General features: G+C 65.8%; 17 protein-coding genes. 6 read left to right on the forward strand and 11 right to left on the reverse strand.

What is annotated here, in order from left to right:
* From modA to H292_RS0101990, 3 genes are read left to right on the forward strand one after another with little or no spacing between them, the layout of a single operon-like run.
* A complete protein-coding gene (gene modA / locus H292_RS0101980; RefSeq protein WP_020110258.1) occupies positions 1–822 on the forward strand; it encodes a molybdate ABC transporter substrate-binding protein in 822 nt (273 codons plus the stop codon).
* Complete coding sequence (locus tag H292_RS0101985) at positions 819–1,628, forward strand: ABC transporter permease (protein WP_019664187.1); 810 nt, start codon at positions 819–821, stop codon at positions 1,626–1,628. The genes modA and H292_RS0101985 overlap by 4 nt, the downstream gene beginning before the upstream one ends.
* A 13-nt stretch (positions 1,629–1,641) precedes the next feature.
* Positions 1,642–2,715 (forward strand): sulfate/molybdate ABC transporter ATP-binding protein, encoded by a 1,074-nt coding sequence (locus tag H292_RS0101990; RefSeq protein WP_027498557.1) that lies wholly within the window; start codon positions 1,642–1,644, stop codon positions 2,713–2,715.
* On the opposite strand, the gene H292_RS0101995 is transcribed toward H292_RS0101990, so the two are convergent.
* The 8 genes from H292_RS0101995 to rimP all read right to left on the reverse strand — a co-directional run bounded on the left by H292_RS0101995 (position 2,697) and on the right by rimP (position 10,997).
* Positions 2,697–4,046: an MATE family efflux transporter gene (locus H292_RS0101995; RefSeq protein ID WP_020110260.1), complete on the reverse strand. Its 1,350-nt coding sequence runs from the start codon at positions 4,044–4,046 to the stop codon at positions 2,697–2,699. The two genes, H292_RS0101990 and H292_RS0101995, sit on opposite strands and share 19 nt — an antisense overlap.
* Positions 4,033–5,019 (reverse strand): DHH family phosphoesterase, encoded by a 987-nt coding sequence (locus H292_RS0102000; RefSeq protein ID WP_020110261.1) that lies wholly within the window; start codon positions 5,017–5,019, stop codon positions 4,033–4,035. The genes H292_RS0101995 and H292_RS0102000 overlap by 14 nt, the downstream gene beginning before the upstream one ends.
* A gap of 5 nt (positions 5,020–5,024) precedes the next feature.
* Positions 5,025–5,489, reverse strand: coding sequence for a 30S ribosome-binding factor RbfA (gene rbfA, locus H292_RS0102005; protein WP_026347625.1), 465 nt, complete (start codon positions 5,487–5,489; stop codon positions 5,025–5,027).
* A gap of 32 nt (positions 5,490–5,521) precedes the next feature.
* On the reverse strand, positions 5,522–5,812 hold the full coding sequence (locus tag H292_RS0102010) for a DUF503 domain-containing protein (protein ID WP_019664192.1): 291 nt from the start codon (positions 5,810–5,812) through the stop codon (positions 5,522–5,524).
* A 125-nt stretch (positions 5,813–5,937) separates the two neighbouring features.
* Positions 5,938–8,853 carry a translation initiation factor IF-2 gene (gene infB, locus H292_RS27775; protein WP_081631836.1) on the reverse strand — a complete coding sequence of 972 codons (2,916 nt, stop codon included), beginning with the start codon at positions 8,851–8,853 and terminating at the stop codon, positions 5,938–5,940.
* A gap of 140 nt (positions 8,854–8,993) precedes the next feature.
* The gene (locus H292_RS0102020) at positions 8,994–9,302 is read right to left on the reverse strand and encodes a YlxR family protein (protein WP_020110262.1); all 309 of its coding nucleotides are present in this window, start codon (positions 9,300–9,302) and stop codon (positions 8,994–8,996) included.
* A gap of 112 nt (positions 9,303–9,414) precedes the next feature.
* Complete coding sequence (nusA, locus tag H292_RS0102025; RefSeq protein ID WP_019664195.1) at positions 9,415–10,425, reverse strand: transcription termination factor NusA; 1,011 nt, start codon at positions 10,423–10,425, stop codon at positions 9,415–9,417.
* Entirely contained in the window at positions 10,422–10,997 is a 576-nt protein-coding gene (rimP, locus tag H292_RS0102030) for a ribosome maturation factor RimP (protein ID WP_027498559.1), read from the reverse strand. Before rimP ends, nusA begins: the two co-directional genes overlap by 4 nt.
* Before the next feature lie 136 nt (positions 10,998–11,133).
* Between rimP and H292_RS0102035 the strand changes: the two genes are divergently transcribed.
* Together H292_RS0102035 and H292_RS0102040 are read left to right on the forward strand one after the other, a co-directional pair.
* Positions 11,134–11,625, forward strand: a complete 492-nt coding sequence (locus tag H292_RS0102035) for a hypothetical protein (RefSeq protein WP_019664197.1) — start codon at positions 11,134–11,136, stop codon at positions 11,623–11,625.
* Positions 11,622–12,062 carry a ferritin-like domain-containing protein gene (locus tag H292_RS0102040; protein WP_019664198.1) on the forward strand — a complete coding sequence of 147 codons (441 nt, stop codon included), beginning with the start codon at positions 11,622–11,624 and terminating at the stop codon, positions 12,060–12,062. Before H292_RS0102035 ends, H292_RS0102040 begins: the two co-directional genes overlap by 4 nt.
* Here the strand turns inward: H292_RS0102040 and H292_RS0102045 are convergent.
* On the reverse strand, positions 11,977–13,470 hold the full coding sequence (locus H292_RS0102045) for a DHA2 family efflux MFS transporter permease subunit (RefSeq protein ID WP_019664199.1): 1,494 nt from the start codon (positions 13,468–13,470) through the stop codon (positions 11,977–11,979). The two genes, H292_RS0102040 and H292_RS0102045, sit on opposite strands and share 86 nt — an antisense overlap.
* 78 nt (positions 13,471–13,548) lie before the next feature.
* Here H292_RS0102045 and H292_RS0102050 point away from each other — a divergent pair, with 78 nt between their 5' ends.
* Positions 13,549–14,139: a TetR/AcrR family transcriptional regulator gene (locus H292_RS0102050; protein ID WP_020110266.1), complete on the forward strand. Its 591-nt coding sequence runs from the start codon at positions 13,549–13,551 to the stop codon at positions 14,137–14,139.
* On the opposite strand, the gene H292_RS0102055 is transcribed toward H292_RS0102050, so the two are convergent.
* Positions 14,136–15,860 carry an acyl-CoA dehydrogenase family protein gene (locus H292_RS0102055; protein ID WP_020110267.1) on the reverse strand — a complete coding sequence of 575 codons (1,725 nt, stop codon included), beginning with the start codon at positions 15,858–15,860 and terminating at the stop codon, positions 14,136–14,138. The two genes, H292_RS0102050 and H292_RS0102055, sit on opposite strands and share 4 nt — an antisense overlap.
* A gap of 62 nt (positions 15,861–15,922) precedes the next feature.
* Positions 15,923–17,674 carry a proline--tRNA ligase gene (locus H292_RS0102060; RefSeq protein ID WP_019664202.1) on the reverse strand — a complete coding sequence of 584 codons (1,752 nt, stop codon included), beginning with the start codon at positions 17,672–17,674 and terminating at the stop codon, positions 15,923–15,925.
* Positions 17,675–17,695 lie beyond the last annotated feature (21 nt).

The following is a 17,695-nucleotide window of genomic DNA, read 5'->3' on the forward strand; positions in this document are numbered from 1 at the left end:
TTGAAGCGATCACTCGTCACTACTCTCGTCGCAGTCGGATCGTGCGCCGCACTTCTGTCCGCATGCTCGAACGCCGACGATTCGGACGCGCTGATGGACTCGACCGAGCCCACCAGCGCGTCCGAATCTTCGTCGGGATCCGACGTCACCGGTGACATCACCGTGTTCGCAGCCGCGTCACTGAAGGCCACGTTCACCGAGCTCGGCGAGACGTTCGAGGCCGAGCACCCCGGCGCCACCGTCCAATTCAATTTCGCCGGATCGTCCGACCTGGTGAACCAAATCGCTCAGGGCGCTCCCGCCGACGTCTTCGCCTCGGCCGACACCAACAACATGACCAAGGCGGTGGAAGGGAATCTCGTCGACGGGGACCCGGTGGACTTCGCCACGAACACACTCACCATCGTCACTGCTCCGGGCAACCCCAAGAACGTGACGTCGTTCGCGGACCTCGCGAACCCGGACGTACTGACGGTCGTCTGCGCACCCCAGGTTCCATGCGGAAGTGCCACCCAGAAGGTCGAGGACGCTACCGGAACCACGATCCCCGCGGTCAGTGAGGAGTCCGCCGTCACCGACGTACTCGGTAAGGTCACCTCGGGCCAGGCCGACGCGGGCCTGGTCTACGTCACGGACGCCGCGGGCGCCGGCGATCAGGTCACCGCGGTCGAGTTCCCGGAGGCGTCGGGTGCCGTCAACACCTACCCGATCGTGGTGCTGAAGAACAGCGACAACGCCGCCACCGCAGCCGCATTCGAAGCCCTCGTCACCGGAGAGCAGGGCCGGAAAGTTCTGGCCGAGGCAGGATTCGCCGCACCGTGATCTTTACGCGCCGCGGGAACGACGTCCGACTCGGCCTACCGGGCTGGATCTTCGTCCCCGCGGCAGTCGGCGCAGTGTTCGTGGTCCTTCCACTCGTCGCGATTCTCCTTCGAATCGAGTGGACCGACTTCGTTCCGCTCGTCACGTCGGAGTCGTCGCGGACGGCCCTGCTGCTCAGCATGAAGACCGCCGCGATCAGCACGCTGCTGTGCGTCGTGTTCGGAGTTCCGATGGCGCTCGTCCTCGCACGGACGGAATTCACCGGTCTGTCCGTCCTTCGTGCGCTGGTCTTGCTCCCCCTCGTGTTGCCTCCCGTCGTCGGCGGGATCGCCCTGCTCTACACGTTCGGTCGTCTCGGATTGATCGGTGAACATCTCGAAGCATGGGGTATCTCGATTGCCTTCTCGACGACGGCAGTGGTCCTGGCGCAGACGTTCGTGTCTCTGCCTTTCCTCGTGGTGAGCCTCGAAGGCGCACTGCGGACTTCGGGCCGCGACTACGAAACAGTGGCCGCCACTCTCGGTGCCAAGCCCACCACGGTGCTGCGCCGGGTCACCGTTCCGTTGGTGTTGCCCGGCCTCGTGTCCGGCGCGGTTCTCGCATTCGCCCGTGCCCTCGGTGAATTCGGTGCCACGCTGACGTTCGCGGGATCGCTGGAAGGAAGAACGAGGACTCTGCCACTGGAGATCTACCTCCAGCGTGAAACCGATGCCGACGCTGCCGTCGCACTGTCCCTGCTGCTGATCGTGGTCGCCGCCGTCATCGTCGTCGCAGCACGCGGTCGCCGGGTCGCCGGCGCATTGTGAGGGGGCCTGTGCTGTGAGTTCGATACACCTGAGCGCCGACGTCGCCGCCCGCGGCGTGGACATACAGTTCGACGCCGACGACGGCGAGACGGTCGCTGTCCTCGGGCCGAACGGAGCAGGCAAGTCCACCTTGCTCTCGCTGATAGCAGGCCTGCTCAGACCGGATACAGGACGTGTCGTGCTGGGGCCGGACGTCGTGACCGACACCAGCACTGGGACATTCGTCCCCGCTCATGCACGTGGCGTGGCGAGCCTTACGCAGAAGCCACTGCTGTTTCCGCATCTGTCGGTCGAGGCCAACGTCGCGTTCGCGCCGCGCAGCCGAGGAGCCGGGCGACGTCAGGCGCATACGACGGCCCGTACGTGGCTCGGCGCGGTCGACGCGTTGGAGCTCGCCGACCGCCGACCGAGAGGGCTCTCGGGCGGACAAGCCCAGCGAGTAGCCATCGCACGAGCGCTCGCGGCCGACCCGCGGGTTCTTCTTCTCGACGAGCCGATGGCCGCCCTCGACATCGACACTGCGCCTGCGGTGCGCCGCTTGCTCCGCACCGTCCTGCGCGAGCAGAGACGCACCGCCGTCGTGGTGACCCACGACCTGCTCGACGCACTGGCACTCGCGGACACCGTCGTCGTCGTCGAGAAGGGAAGGATCGTCGAGCGAGGCCCGACGACCGAGGTACTCACCGCGCCTCGCAGCGCATTCGCCGCCAGGATAGCCGGGGTGAACCTGGTCGCCGGGACCGCGGACAGCACAGGCTCGCTGACGACCGCCTGGGGTTCGACGGTCCACGGTCACGGGGAGTCCGTGGCAGGCGGTGCCGTCGCCGTGTTCGCGCCGTCGTCGGTCGCCGTCCACATCGAAGCCCCGCATGCGAGTCCGCGCAACGTCTTTCCGGTGACGATCGCCGAGATGGACGTCCACGGCGCCACCGTTCGACTACGTGCGGCCAAGCATTCGGACGGCAGCCCCGGCATCGCCGCGGATGTGACGCCTGCCGCCGTCGCGGAATTGCACCTCGAACCTGGGATGGACGTGTTCTTCGTCGTCAAGAGCCAGGAAGTGACGATTCATCCGGCCTCACGCTGAATGTCGGCGCCGACCAGTGCCCACTTGCCGGACAGTGTCCTCACCACGACCGCGATCATGCGCAGGGTGACGAACACGCCGAGCCCGAACCAGATTCCGCGCAGTCCCCAGTCGAAGGCCAGGGCCATCCAGATCGCGGGTAGGAATCCGATCAGAGCGCACGCCAGTGTGGCCGTTCGGAGGAATGCTGCGTCGCCTGCGCCGAGGAGCACCCCGTCGAGGGCGAACACCACACCGGCGATCGGAACGATGACGACGAAGATCCACCAGATCGAGTGCATCTCGGCCACGACGCTGCCGTCGGTGGTGAACAGAGCCGGTATCACCGGACGGCCTACCGCGAACACGCCCGCGAGGACCGCGGCGAAGATCGTGGACCACACCGTCAGTCGCCATCCGAGGCGGGTGGCACCGCGCACATCCCCTCTACCCAGCGCCGCGCCCACCAAGGTCTGCGCGGCTATGGCAAGAGAGTCGAGCGTGAGGGACACCAGGTTCCACATGTGCAGGACCACCTGATTGGCGGCGACCGACGCGGCACCGAATCTCGACGCCACGGCCGCGGCCGACAGGAAGCACGCTTGGAATGCCAGGCTGCGGAGGACAAGGTCGCGACCCAGTACCAACTGTGCGCGCATGATCGACCACGACGGTCGCAGCGGCACGCCGGAACGCACCACCGCGGCCACGAAGAACGCGCCCGACACAGCCTGGCCGACGACGTTTGCCACTGCGGACCCGACCAGGCCGAGATCGGGGAACCCCGCGAGTCCGTGCACCAGCAGTGGGCACAACACAGCGGACAGGCCGAGCCCGACCAGGACGAATCGAAGAGGCCTCACCGTGTTCTGGACACCACGCATCCACCCGTTCCCGGCAAGTGACACGAGAATGAACGGCACGCCGAGCACCGCGACGCGGAACCACTGCACTGCCTGGGCCGTGATGTCGCCGCCGCCGCCGATGACGGTGAGGATCGGTACGCACAGCACCTGCATGACGCCCACGATGACTGTTCCGAGTATCAGTGCGAGCCAGGTCGCCTGCGCGCCCTCGCCCACGGCGTCACGTTCACGACCCGCTCCGTGCATGCGGGCAGCGCGGGCAGTCGTGCCGTAGGACAGAAACGTCAATTGGGTACTGACCTGGGCCAGAACCAGGCCGCCGACCGCCAGCCCGGCAAGGGCCGCTGCTCCGAGCCTACCTACGACAGCCGCATCGAACAGCAGGTACAACGGTTCCGCAGCGAGGACACCGAGCGCGGGAAGCGCAAGCCCGAGTATCCGACGAGGTGACGCATCCTGGGAGGCGTCGACGTCACCCGAGGGCATCTGTCAGAGTCTCGATCACGTCCGATTTCGAGCCGAAAGCAGTGAAGCCGGCAGCGTTGCGATGACCGCCGCCGCCCAGAGCTGCTGCCACCGCGGACACGTCGACCGATGCCTTCGACCGAAGCGACACCGTCCATTCGTCGCCCGCCTGCTGCTTCAGTACCGCCGCTACTTCTGCCTCCGTAGTGGTTCGGACGATGTCGATGACACTTTCGATCTCCTCGGACCGAAGCCCTTCGGAGTTCTCACGAAGGATCGCCGCGTACACCAGGCCACGACCGCCGACTGCGTCGGGCACCAGCGTTGCCGAACCGAGGACGGAACCGAGCATGGGCAGCCAACCGAAGGGATGACTGTCGAGAAGTTTGCGTGCGATGGCACCACCGTCGATACCCGTCGCGAGCAAGCGCTCGGCCAGCAGATGCGAGCCGGGACGGACCCACCGGAACGAGCCTGTGTCGGTCACCAGGCCCGCGAACAGGCAGTGCGCCAACTCGGCATCGATGTCGACGTTCCAGAGATCGAGAAGGCGGGTGATGACGGCTGTCGTGGACTCGGCGTCGGCATCGACCACGTTCAGCGATCCGAATCGAGTGTTGGAACGGTGATGGTCGATCACCAGGGACGCGCGCGCCGAGTCGATCCGACTCGCCAAGCTACCGAGACGCCCGCGGCTGCCCGCGTCGACCGTCACCACCAAGTCCACCTGAGACCGGACTTGGTCCGACGGGACGAGCAGCTCGCACCCAGGCAGCTCGTTCATGGACTCGGGAAGCGTGTCGGGGACGGCGAACGACACCTGTACCGGGACGCCTCGGCGATGCAGGACCAGAGCAAGGGCCAAGCCGCTCCCGATCGTGTCGGCATCCGGGTGCACGTGGCAGAGCACGGTCACGCTCTGCGCGGTGTCCAGCAAGGACACAGCCGAGGTGAGCTCGGTCTCCACCGACTCGATGCCGGGTGTCGTCGTCACGTCGATCAGTCCAGGTCGGCGTTCGGGTCCGACGATGCTTCGCGCGGAGCCTTGTACGGATCCGGGTCACCGGCCGGCTTGGCGGAGGCCGCGACCCTGGCGACTTCGCTGTCCGCTTCGCGCGCGCGGGCGAGCAGTTCCTCCATGTGCCGCGCCGTGTCCGGAACGGTGTCCGTCACGAACGTCAACGTGGGGGTGAACCGCACTCCTGTACCTGCGCCGACCTTCGACCGGAGAACGCCCTTCGCCTTCTCCAGACCGGCGGCTGCACCCTCGAGATCAGGTGCGGTGTCCAGGTCCTCACCCATGACGGTGTAATAGATCGTCGCATCGTGCAGGTCAGCCGTGACCTTGCAGTCGGTGATGGTCACGAACGCCAACCGCGGGTCCTTGACCTCGTGGTCGATGGCCGTCGCAACGATGGCGGCAATTCGCTTGGAGAGCCGCCGAGCTCTCGCCTGATCCACCATGAACTCCACGCTCCTCACACACGGTGCCCGAGTCAGTCCTCGGGACCGAAAATTCTTCTTCTTACTGCCAACAATTCCAGATCGTGACGTTCGGCGACGTGCCGCTCGCATTCGTCCAGCTTGTCGTGCAGACCGTCGACATCCGATCCGACCGCGGCTATACCGAACAGCGAGCGCCGAAATCGGTCACGTTCACCCGTCTCCGCCGCGGACACACCGAACCGCTGCAGTTCCGACAGGACCGGTTCCACGGTCGACCGCTTGTCGGCGAGCGAACGTATGTCCCCCAGCAGTACGTCCAGCTCCAGAGCACCCAGGTACACGAGGCCTTCCTTCGATCGGTTCGCGTGAGACGCTCCGGCGGCGGTACGTGTGCCGTACCGCCGCCGAAGCAGAACTCAATGCAGTGCCACTCCCCTACTCACCACTGCCACCAGTGACCACGTCACTAGTCGCGAGGCTTCTCACGAAGCTCGTACGCCTCGATGACATCTCCCACCTTGATGTCCGAGTACGTCACCGTGAGACCACATTCGTATCCCTCGCGCACCTCGACCGCGTCGTCCTTCTCGCGGCGAAGCGAGGAGATGGTGACGGTCTCCGCGACCACTGCGTTGTCACGCAGCAACCGAGCCTTGGCATTGCGACGGATCGTACCGGAGGTGACGAGGCAACCTGCGATGTTTCCGACCTTGGAGGAACGGAACAGCGCGCGGATTTCGGCCTGACCCAGTGCCACCTCTTCGTAGATCGGCTTGAGCATGCCCTTGAGGGCCTTCTCGATTTCGTCGATCGCCTGGTAGATGACGGAGTAGTACCGGATGTCGACGCCCTCGCGGTTGGCCAGCTCGGTGGCCTTGCCCTCCGCGCGCACGTTGAAGCCGATGATGATCGCGTTGGATGCCGACGCCAGGTTGACGTTGGTCTCCGTGACGCCACCGACACCGCGGTCGATGACGCGCAGTTCGACTTCGTCGTCGATCTCGATACCGAGGAGAGCCTCTTCGAGGGCCTCCACCGTTCCGGAGTTGTCACCCTTGAGGATCAGGTTGAGCTGCGAAGTCTCCTTCAGAGCTGCATCGAGATCGTCGAGGCTGATGCGCTTGCGACTCTTCGCGGCGAGCGCGTTGCGCTTGCGTGCGTTGCGTCGATCGGCAATCTGACGGGCGATGCGGTCCTCGTCGACGACGAGGAGGTTGTCGCCTGCTCCGGGCACCGAGGTGAAGCCGACGACCTGAACCGGCCGCGACGGCAGTGCCTCGGTGACATCGGCACCGTGCTCGTCGACCATGCGACGAACACGTCCGTAGGCGTCACCCGCCACGATCGAGTCGCCGACGCGGAGCGTTCCGCGCTGGATGAGCACGGTCGCCACCGGTCCACGACCGCGGTCGAGGTGTGCCTCGATGGCAACACCCTGAGCGTCCATGTCCGGGTTGGCCCGCAGGTCGAGAGCAGCATCCGCCGTCAGCAGCACCGCTTCGAGGAGGGCATCGATGTTGGTGCCCTGCTTGGCGGAGATGTCGACGAACATTGTGTCGCCGCCGTACTCCTCGGCAACCAGTCCGTACTCGGTCAGCTGCTGCCGGATCTTGTCCGGGTTCGCGCCTTCCTTGTCGATCTTGTTGACCGCGACCACGATCGGTACATCCGCAGCCTGCGCGTGGTTGATGGCCTCGACCGTCTGCGGCATGACGCCGTCGTCGGCCGCGACGACCAGGATTGCGAGGTCGGTGGCCTTGGCACCGCGAGCACGCATGGCCGTGAAGGCCTCGTGACCGGGGGTGTCGATGAAGGTCACGAGACGCTCGTTGCCTTCGAGCTCGGTCAACACCTGGTAGGCACCGATGTGCTGCGTGATTCCGCCGGCTTCGCCCTCACGAACGGCCGTGTTGCGGATCGAGTCGAGCAAGCGGGTCTTACCGTGGTCGACGTGGCCCATGACGGTGACCACAGGAGGACGCTGTTCGAGGTCTTCCTCGCCACCCTCGTCCTCGCCGTAGGTCAGGTCGAAGCTGTCGAGCAGCTCGCGGTCCTCGTCCTCCGGGCTGACGACCTGGACGACGTAGTTCATCTCGCCGCCGAGCAGTTCCAGCGTCTCGTCGTTGACCGACTGAGTGGCCGTCACCATCTCGCCGAGGTTGAACAGGGCCTGCACGAGTGCCGCCGGGTTCGCGTCGATCTTCTCCGCGAAATCGGACAGCGACGCACCGCGGGCAAGGCGAATCGTTTCGCCGTTGCCGCGTGGCAGCCTGACGCCGCCGACGGCGGGCGCCTGCATGGAGTCGTATTCCTGCCTCTTCTGACGCTTCGACTTACGTCCACGCCGAGGAGCACCACCTGGACGCCCGAAGGCACCGGCTGCTGCACCGCGCTGGCCTGGACGACCGCCACCACCTGGGCGACCGCGGAATCCGCCTGCGGGAGCTCCACCTGCAGGAGCACCACCGGGCGCGCCGGGTGCGCCGCCGCCGCGGTAGCCACCGCCACCACCCGGACGACCGCCTGGAGCGCCGCCTGGGCGGCCCGGGCGACCTGCTGCAGGTCCCGGACGTGCCGAACGAGTAGGCATTGCACCCGGGTTCGGGCGCGGAGGCATGGAACCGGGGCTCGGACGTGGGCCACCCTGGCCCGGAGCCGGACGGGGACCGCCCTGGCCGGGTGCCGGACGGCTACCCGCCTGGGGCGCAGCCGGGCGAGGTCCACCCTGACCGGGTGCCGGACGACCGCCGCCGGGGCGAGGTCCGCCCGGTGCGGGGCGCGGTGCCGGACGCTCGGCCGGAGCCGACGAGTACGGGTTGTTGCCGACACGGGGCGCCTTGGGACCGGGCTTCGGACCGGGTGCGCCCGGCTTGGGTCCTGCGGGAGCCGCCGGCGCAGCAGATGCGGCTGGAGCCGCCGGTGCTGCGTTCTCGGTCGCCGGAGTCTGCGCCGCGGGGCGAGCAGGAGCCGGAGTGGGACGCGACGGCGCCGGAGCAGCCGGGCGTACCGGAGCGGACGGCTGGGGTGCCGACTGCTGGGGTGCCGACTGCTGCGGGGTGCTCTCCGGAGCCGGAGCCGATGCCGCCGGAGCGGACGAGGCCGGAGCTGCCGGGCGTGCCGCGGGCTTCGGGCCCGGACGGGGTCCTGCACCAGGCTTGGCGGACGGTGCCGGCTTGGGCGAGCCGTTCGACGCGCCTGCGGCGGGAGCCGAGTCCGATGCTCCGGACGGGAAGGATTCACGAAGTCGACGCGCCACCGGCGCCTCGACGGTGGATGATGCGGACTTCACGAACTCGCCCTGCTCCTTGAGCCGTGCGAGTAGTTCTTTACTGGTGACACCGAGTTCTTTGGCCAACTCGTGCACGCGGGCCTTGCCTGCCACTGCTCTCCTCACTGAGAGGCCGAGCGAGGCATGGTGCCCGCACGACCTCGGGTTATCTCCGATGGACGTTCATCGTTGGTGCTTCACGGTGTGCTCATCAGTGCTGTTGCCTGTTCTTCTCGACGGGTGTAGCTCTGCATTCACTGCTCTGTATTCGGAGCCACCGGTCCCTCGGTGTCTGCCTCCACACCGTTTCCGATGAAGGCTTTCACCGCGGTCACGTCGACCACTCCTTGTACTCGTAGTGCTCTGCCGAATGCTCGGCGTCGTTCCGCATTGACCAGACATTCCGAGACGGGATGCAGCCACGCGCCCCGACCTGGAAGCCTGCGGTGGACGTCCGGGACGATCACGAATTCCGAGGAATCCGAATCACCCGTCCGACCGACCACGACTCGCAGCAGATCGACTGCCGGAACCCGCTCCTTGCATCCGACACAGGTGCGCACCGGCAGACGTGTAGGCGTCGAACCGGTGCTCCCATAACGGAAGGGCGTGGAGTTCAATTCCGAACCACCGACTACTCTACCGCTGTATTGCCCCGAACCCCGCATTCTGTCTTTACCCGCTGGTCGCCTCGGGTGCCACGGCAGCGTCGCTGCGGATATCGATTCTCCATCCGGTCAGACGGGCAGCCAATCGAGCGTTCTGCCCTTCCTTGCCGATCGCCAGAGACAGCTGGTAATCGGGGACGATGACGCGTGCGGCACGAGCGGCCGCGTCGACCACCGTCACCGATACAACCTTCGACGGCGACAGAGCATTCCCGACGAAGCGGGCGGGGTCCTCGTCGAAGTCGATGATGTCGATCTTCTCCCCCGCCAGCTCGCTCATCACGTTGCGCACACGCTGACCCATCGGACCGATGCACGCGCCCTTGGCGTTGAGGCCGGACACCGTGGAGGTCACCGCGATCTTCGACCGGTGACCGGACTCGCGAGCGACGGCGATGATCTCGACGGAACCGTCCGCGATCTCGGGCACCTCGAGGGCGAACAACTTGCGCACGAGATTCGGGTGGGTTCTCGACAGAGTGATCTGAGGTCCACGGTTTCCGCGCGCGACGCCCACGACGTAGCACTTGATGCGTTCACCGTGCTCGTACGACTCGCCCGGAACCTGCTCGGCGGGAGGCAACAGTCCGTCGGCGCCGTTGGCGTCGCTTCCGATCCGGACGATCACGGTGCCTTTCGCGTTGGCACGCGTGTCTCGCTGGATGACGCCGCCGACGATCTCGCCTTCGTGCGTCGAGAATTCTCCGAAGGAGCGCTCGTGCTCGGCGTCACGCAGACGCTGGAGGATGACCTGGCGAGCAGTGGTCGCTGCGATGCGGCCGAATCCCTCGGGAGTGTCGTCCCACTCCGAGATCGTGTTCCCGTCCTCGTCGATCTCCTTGGCCATCACCTTCACCGAGCCGCTCTTGCGGTCGACGTCGATCCAGGCGTGCTGCTGATGACCTTCCGTGTGGCGGTATGCGGTCAACAGAGCGGTCTGGATGGTCGAGATGACCGTCTCGATCGAGATACCCTTGTCCGCCTCGATGGCGCGCAGCGCGGCAATGTCGATATTCACTTGTCGGACCCTTCTTCCGGTTCTTCCACGTTCACGGTGTTCTCGGCGTCAGCCGGCGCCGGCCGGCCGTCCACGACACCGCCCGCCAATTCCATCTCCTCGGGCTTGGGCCGCGAGAATTCCACCTGCACAACTGCTTTCACGACGTCCGTCAGCGCCACCCGGCGCGTCGACAGAACACCCTTCGTCTTCGTCACGACCGTCACGACGCCCGTGTCGAGTGCGCCGATCCTGGCGTCGAACTTCTCGTCCGGCAACTCGATCCGTACCGCTCGACCCCGTGCCCGACGCCAATGCCGTTCCAGCGTCAGAGGTCGGTCGATTCCGGGAGTGGTGACTTCGAGTGTGTACGGCGCCTCGCCGAAGTCCGACACCCCGTCGAACACGTCGGAGATCTCACGGCTGAGCGACGGCAGAGTGTCGAGATCGATTCCCTGTTCACGGTCGACCATGATCCGAACGGCACTGTGCTTGCCGGCTGCGACGACGGTGACGTCCTCGAGGTCGAAACCGTGTGCGTCGATCAGGTCGGACAGGAGCTCGACGACCCTCTCCTTGGACGGAACAGGCATCGTGGTGTGCACTCCTCGTGAAGTTGTGGGCGGATCGGTTCCTCAGACGGTGAACGTACAGCCTAGCGCCCATCGCGGCGGCCCGTGACCAGGTGCGGGTGCGCACCGGCAAAGTGAGACCTGGCAGCATGGACGCGTGCTGACGCCCGCGCTATCTCGCCCACTCACACGTCGCGCGTCGTTTCGACTGGTAGCGGGGGCGGCCCTCGCGGCGGCCGGGCTCACCTCGGTCACGGCCTGCACGCCGGGCGAGGACACCGCCGAGACGGTGGACACACTCACCACCCACCTGCGGCAGGCTCGGCAGGACGCGCGATCGGCCGCGGCACTCGCCGCCTCGATCCCGGATCGTGCTGCTGCACTGTCGGTCGTGGAACTCGAGCGCACCGCGCATGCCGACGCATTGGCGACGGAGATCGACCGCGTCGCAGGCGGGTCGACGACCACGCCTGCGACCTCCACCACGACCGATGGCCCGACTCCGACGTGGGACGAACTGGTGGCGGCCCTCACCGATTCGGCACGCAGCGCCGCTGATTCGGCACGCAACGAATCCGGCTTCCGCGCCGGCCTGCTGGGATCGATCAGCGCCGCGTGCACGACCTCGGTGAAGGTGGTGTTGGCGTGAACGAACTCGGTGAAGAGCAGCAGGCGCTCGTCGATGCGCTGGAGGCCGAGTACGCCGCGGTGTTCGCCTACGGGATCGTCGGGGCATTTTCCAATCCTGCGCGGGCGGAACTGGTGGCGACCTACGCGGCGGCCCATCGGGCGCGACGTGACGCCACCATCGACGCGTTGACTGCGGCGAGCGTCACCCCGCCGCAGCCCGCGACCGCGTACGCGACGCCGTTTCCGGTGACCGACCCCGTCACCGCGGCCCAATTGGCGGCTCAGGCCGAGGCGGACACGTCCGTCGCGTGGCGCTCGGTGATCGAGCGCAGCCGGTCCGGCCCCACGCGCGAGATCGGAATCACTGCACTCACCGAAGCTGCGCTGCGACTTGCGAACTGGCGGACGATCCTGGGAGTGGTTCCGTCGACGGTGGCGTTTCCGGGTCAGCCGTAGGCGTCGTCGCGCCGATGCCCGAGGGCATGAACAGTGCGGCCAGAATTCCGACCGCGACTGCTGCGGCGCCGACCAACAGCGCGGGCGCCAGCGCATCGGTGTATCCGGTGGGAGTCAACGATCCCCCGCTGCCCAGGAAGACCGCTGTGAGAACAGCGATTCCGAGCGCGATACCGATCTCGCGAATGGTCGAGTTGGTGCTGCTAGCCGTGGCGTGATCGACGTCGGCCATGTCGGTGAGCACCGCCGTCGCCGACGGCGCGAACGTGAGGCCCATTCCGATTCCGGCCATGGCCAGGGCGGGAACCATGCTGATGTACGTCGTTCCCGGTTCCAGTATCGCCGCCATCCACACCAAGGCTCCGGACTGCAACGTCAGACCTGCGACGAGCAGCGTCCGTAGACCCAGCCGGGGTGCCAACACACCTGCGAGGGGTGCCACGATCATCGGGGCAGCCGTCCACGGCAACGTCCGCAGTCCTGCTTGGAACGGTGTGTATCCCATGACGATCTGCAGATACTGAGACAGAAGGAAGACCGCGCCGAACATCCCCAGAGTGAACGACACACCGATGATGTTGGCGACGGAGAAACTGCGAGAGCGGAACAACCGAAGTGGAACGACCGGATGTTCCGTCGACCTCTGACGTAACACGAACGCCACCATGGACACCGCCGATCCGACGAACGAGAGAAGCACCGTCGTCGAGGCCCAGCCGTCCTCGTTTCCGTGCACCACCGCCCACACCAGCAGGAAGACACCCGCGCCCGCGAGCAGGATTCCGACGAGGTCCAGCGGCTGACGATGTCCGTAGGACTCCTTCAGCGCCACGAGGGCGAGTGGCACCGCGACGAGTGCCACGGGGACATTGATCCAGAAGATGGCCTCCCACGAGATGCCGTCCACGACCGCGCCGCCGACGACCGGACCGAGCGCGACACCGAGACCGGACACTCCGCCCCAGATCCCGATGGCCAGTGCACGTTTCGCGGCGGGTACGACTCCGGCGAGGAGCGTCAGCGACAGCGGCATGATCGCGGCGGCTCCCACGCCCTGAATCGCTCGGGCGGCGATGAGCATCGCCGGTGTCGTCGCAAGTGCGGAACCGATCGAGGCGATCGTGAACACGGCGATGCCCCCGAGGAAGACGTTGCGGCGGCCCCACCGGTCGCCGAGCGTCGCGGCCGCGAGCATCAGCGTCGCGAAGCTGAGCGTGTACGCGTTCATGAACCACTGCAGTTCTCCGACCGAGGCCGACAGGTCTGCCTGGATCACCGGGAGCGCACTGGTCATCACCAGGTTGTCGAGGGTCGCCATGAACATCGGTAGCGACGCGGCGAGAATCCCGACCCAGATCGGAATTCGCCGTTCGGTATCGATCCGTGGCGGAGCTGTCTTCGTGGACATGAGAAAGCCTCCGAGTTATGTAAGCATCGAATGATTACTTGAATCGGAACGCTAGTTATCAACTGATAACCTGTCAACATGCCAGCGCCGAAGACCACCCGCATGGACGCAGCCGATCGCCGTGAATTGGTGCTCGACGCTGCCACTCGAGCATTTGCCCGGGGCGGCTACGCCGGAACCAGCACCGACGCCGTCGCCAAGGAAGCGGGCGTGTCTCAGCCCTACGTCGTCCGGATGTTCGGCACCAAGAGCGAATTGTTTCGCCTCGTGTTCCAGCGCGCGATCGACGGGATCATGCGCGCGTTCGATCGCGTTCTCGACGAGTCACCGTCGGAGTCCGACGTCTGGCCCGCACTGGGTCGGGCGTACGCGGCCCTCGTCACCGACCGAGACCTTCTGCTGGTCATGATGCACGGTTTCACCGCGAGCACCACACCGGAGATCGGGACCCAAGCGCGTGACGGCATGTCCGCGATCTACACCCAGATACGCGGACGCACCGGGTGCACGCCCGACGAGGCCCGCGACTTCATCGCGCACGGCATGTTGCTCAACTGCCTGCTGGCCATCCAGGCAGTCGAACACTCGACCGAGGAGTCTCCCCTCGCCGAACTCGCCGATTGCGCGTTCGGGCCGAAGCTGGCCCAGTTCGTCAAGACCTCGGGCTAGGGCCGCATCTCGTAGACCCCGTCGTACGCCAGAACCTCACCCCACACCGCGTCGAATCTCGCGGCGTTCACGACGGGTTTGCGCAGCGCGCCGACAGCCCATGCCTGTTGCGCCTCCGTCGAGGACGGCTTGCTGTACAACGCAACGGCATACGCAGAGAAATCGCGTACCTGAAAGTCGAAGATCTGATCGAGAACTTCGGTCGACACCGCGTCCGCGCTCTCGAGAATCAAGTGACCGTAGACCACGAGCGAGAACAGATGCCCGACGTTCAGTAGGAAATCGAGATCACGCTGCTGCTCCTCGTTGGGCGCCGACTCGGTCAGAAACTGCCTGAACGCCAACACCTGCTCGTAGAAGCGCCCGACGTTGGGCACGGCCGAGTATTTCTCGTACACGGGCACCCAGTCCTGGAACCGGACCTTGCTCGCGCCGCGCGCCGGTCCCTGAGCGAAGAAGAAGGCGTCGTCCGACGCGTCGTCGCGAACCTCGACCGCCGGAAACTCCGTGGGCGCGAACATGTACGCCGGCATGAACTTGAGCATCAACGCCACGTTGACGTGGACCGTGCCTTCGAGTTTGGGCAACGTACCGATCAGTTGCGCCGCCTCCCTGAAGTACGTGTTCTTCTCGTACCCCTTCGCCGCGATGACGTCGTGCAGTGTACGAACCACGGTTTCGCCCTCCGACGTGACCTTGGCCTTGGTCATCGGATTGAACAGGAGATACCGACGGTCCTCCGCCGACGCGGATCGGAAGTAATCGAGGGCACGAGCGCTGAACAGTTTCATGGCGATCAGCCGCGCGTACGCATCGACGAAACTTGCTTTCACGTGCGGAAATTCGGTGACCCGGTTGCCGTAGAGGATGCGATTGTGCGCGTGGGTGATTGCCTCGTGAAAGGCGTGCTCGCAGATGCCGATCGACCCCGTGCACAGGTTGAACTTGCCCACGTTGACGGTGTTCAGCGCCGCGGAGAACGCGTCGGCGCCGGTGTGCAGAATGTCCTCGGCACGGACCGGGTAGTTCTCGAGCGCGAACGTGCTGACGAACATCTGACCGTGAACCACGTTGTCTCGCAACACGTATCCGTCATGGCCACTGTCCGCAACGAAGAAGACGTACGCTTCGGGACCCTCGACATCGGTGCGACGACCGAACACGGACACCGTCCCTGCCACATTGCCGTTGCCTATGTAGTACTTCTCGCCCGACGCCGTGAACTCGACGCCGTCTCCCCCGCCCGGAGCCAGAAGCATGTCGGTCGAATAGACGTCGGCACCGTGTGCCCGCTCGGACAGACCGAACGCGGCGACGCCGCCCTCGTCCAGCAACGCAGCGGCCCGACGCTTGGCTGCGTCGTTGTCGCTCATCCAGACAGGACCCAGCCCGAGGACGGTGACCTGCCACGCATACCAGTAGGACAGGCCGTAGAAGCCGAGGATCTCGCTGAGCACCGCGTTGCGCGACGCATCCCATCGCTTGTTCGGATCACCGTCCGCATACGCAGCAGGCGTGCAGAACGTGGCGAACAGCTTCTCCTTCGCGACGAACGCGAGGAAGTCCGCCGTCCAGACCGCGTCGAGGTCGTCGGAGAGCAACCTCGCCTTACCTCGATTCTCGAACCAGTCGATCAAAGACCGAAGTTGCCGCGCTGACTCGTCGTCGAGTGTCGACGTGTCCAGCTTCGTGGGATCGAACAAAGAAACCTGCGACGCCATTGTTATCTCTCCCTGGTCGGTTAGCTAGAAGCTACCAGCGAGTAACCGACCAGGGTGGCGAATCAGTCTCTACGGCGAACAGCCTTCACGATCTCGGCAGCGGCCGTCGCCTTGTCCAACTCGACGCTCTCGCCGGTGAAGCGGTCGCGCATCTCGACCTTGCCGTCGGCCCATCCTCGGCCGACGACGACCACCAGAGGCATGCCGAGCAGCTCGGAGTCCTTGAACTTGACGCCAGGCGACGCTTTCCTGTCGTCGAACAGGACGTCGAGTCCCTGCAGGTTCAACTCCGACGCGATCGCCTCGGCACCGTCGCGCGCAGCCTCGTCCTTGTTCGCGATGACCAAGTGAACGTCGTACGGCGCGATCTCCGCAGGCCAACGCAGGCCCTTGTCGTCGTGCATCTGCTCGGCCACCACGGCTACGGCACGCGTGATACCGACACCGTAGGAACCCTGTACGAGCCGCACCGGCTTGCCGTTCTCACCGAGAACGTCCACTGTGAACGCGTCGGTGTACTTGTAGCCGAGCTGGAAGATGTGGCCGATCTCGATTCCGCGCGCGCTGACGAGCGGTCCGCGTCCGTCCGGCGACATGTCACCGTCGCGCACCTCGGCCGCCTCGATGGTCCCGTCCGGAGTGAAGTCGCGGCCGGCCACGAGGTTCGCCACGTGCTTGCCCTTGACGTCCGCGCCGGTGATCCACGATGTTCCGTCGACGATCCTGGGGTCGACGAGATACCGAACACCGTTGGCCTGCAGGCCACGAGGCCCGATGTACCCCTTGACCAGGAAGGGGTTGGCCTCGAAGTCCGCGTCGGTGAGCAACTGGTACTCGGCGGGCTCGAGCGACGCCTCGAGACGCTTCTCGTCCACCTCGCGGTCCCCGGGGACGCCGACGGCGAGCAGTTCCCACTCACCGTCGGGCTGGCGCACCTTGAGCAGAATGTTCTTCAGCGTGTCCGCGGCGGTGACGGTCCGGCCGAGATCTGCACTGTTGGCCCAGTCGACCAGTGTCGCGATGGTCGGGGTTTCGCCGGTCTCGTAGTCGACCGCCTCGGGCTGACCCTCGATGGGCAGCGAGTCCGGGCGGGCGGTGGTGACGGCTTCGACGTTGGCTGCATAGCCGGACTCGATGCAACGAACGTAGGTGTCCTCACCGACCTCGCTCTCGGCGAGGAACTCCTCGGAGGCACTGCCGCCCATCGCGCCGGACGTGGCCGCGACGATGACGTACTTGATACCGAGCCGCGCGAAGATGCGCTGGTAGGCCTCGCGGTGGGCGTGATAGGACGCCTTCAACCCGTCCTCGTCGAGGTCGAAGGAGTACGAGTCCTTCATGATGAACTCACGACCACGCAGAACGCCTGCGCGGGGACGCTCCTCGTCGCGGTACTTGTTCTGAATCTGGTACAGGGTGACCGGCAGGTCCTTGTAGGAGTTGTACTCACCCTTGACCGTGAGCGCGAACAGTTCCTCGTGCGTCGGACCGAGCAGCATGTCGTTGCCCTTGCGGTCCTTCAGCCGAAACAGCGCGTCGCCGTACTCGGTCCATCGATTGGTGGACTCGTACGGTTCACGAGGCAGAAGGGCAGGCAACGAGATCTCTTGTGCGCCGATCGCATTCATCTCTTCACGGACGACGTTCTCGATCTTCCGGAGCACCTTCAGACCCAGCGGCAGCCACGAGTAGACACCCGGCGCGATACGACGGACGTAGCCGGCACGAACCAGAAGCTTGTGGCTGTCGACCTCGGCGTCGGCGGGGTCGTCGCGGAGGGTACGAAGGAACAACTGCGAAAGACGGGTGATCACGGGGTACGAGCGTAGTCGGTG

The sequence above is a fragment of the Rhodococcus sp. 114MFTsu3.1 genome, from assembly GCF_000383555.1.
Classification (GTDB): Bacteria; Actinomycetota; Actinomycetes; order Mycobacteriales; family Mycobacteriaceae; genus Rhodococcoides; species Rhodococcoides fascians_E.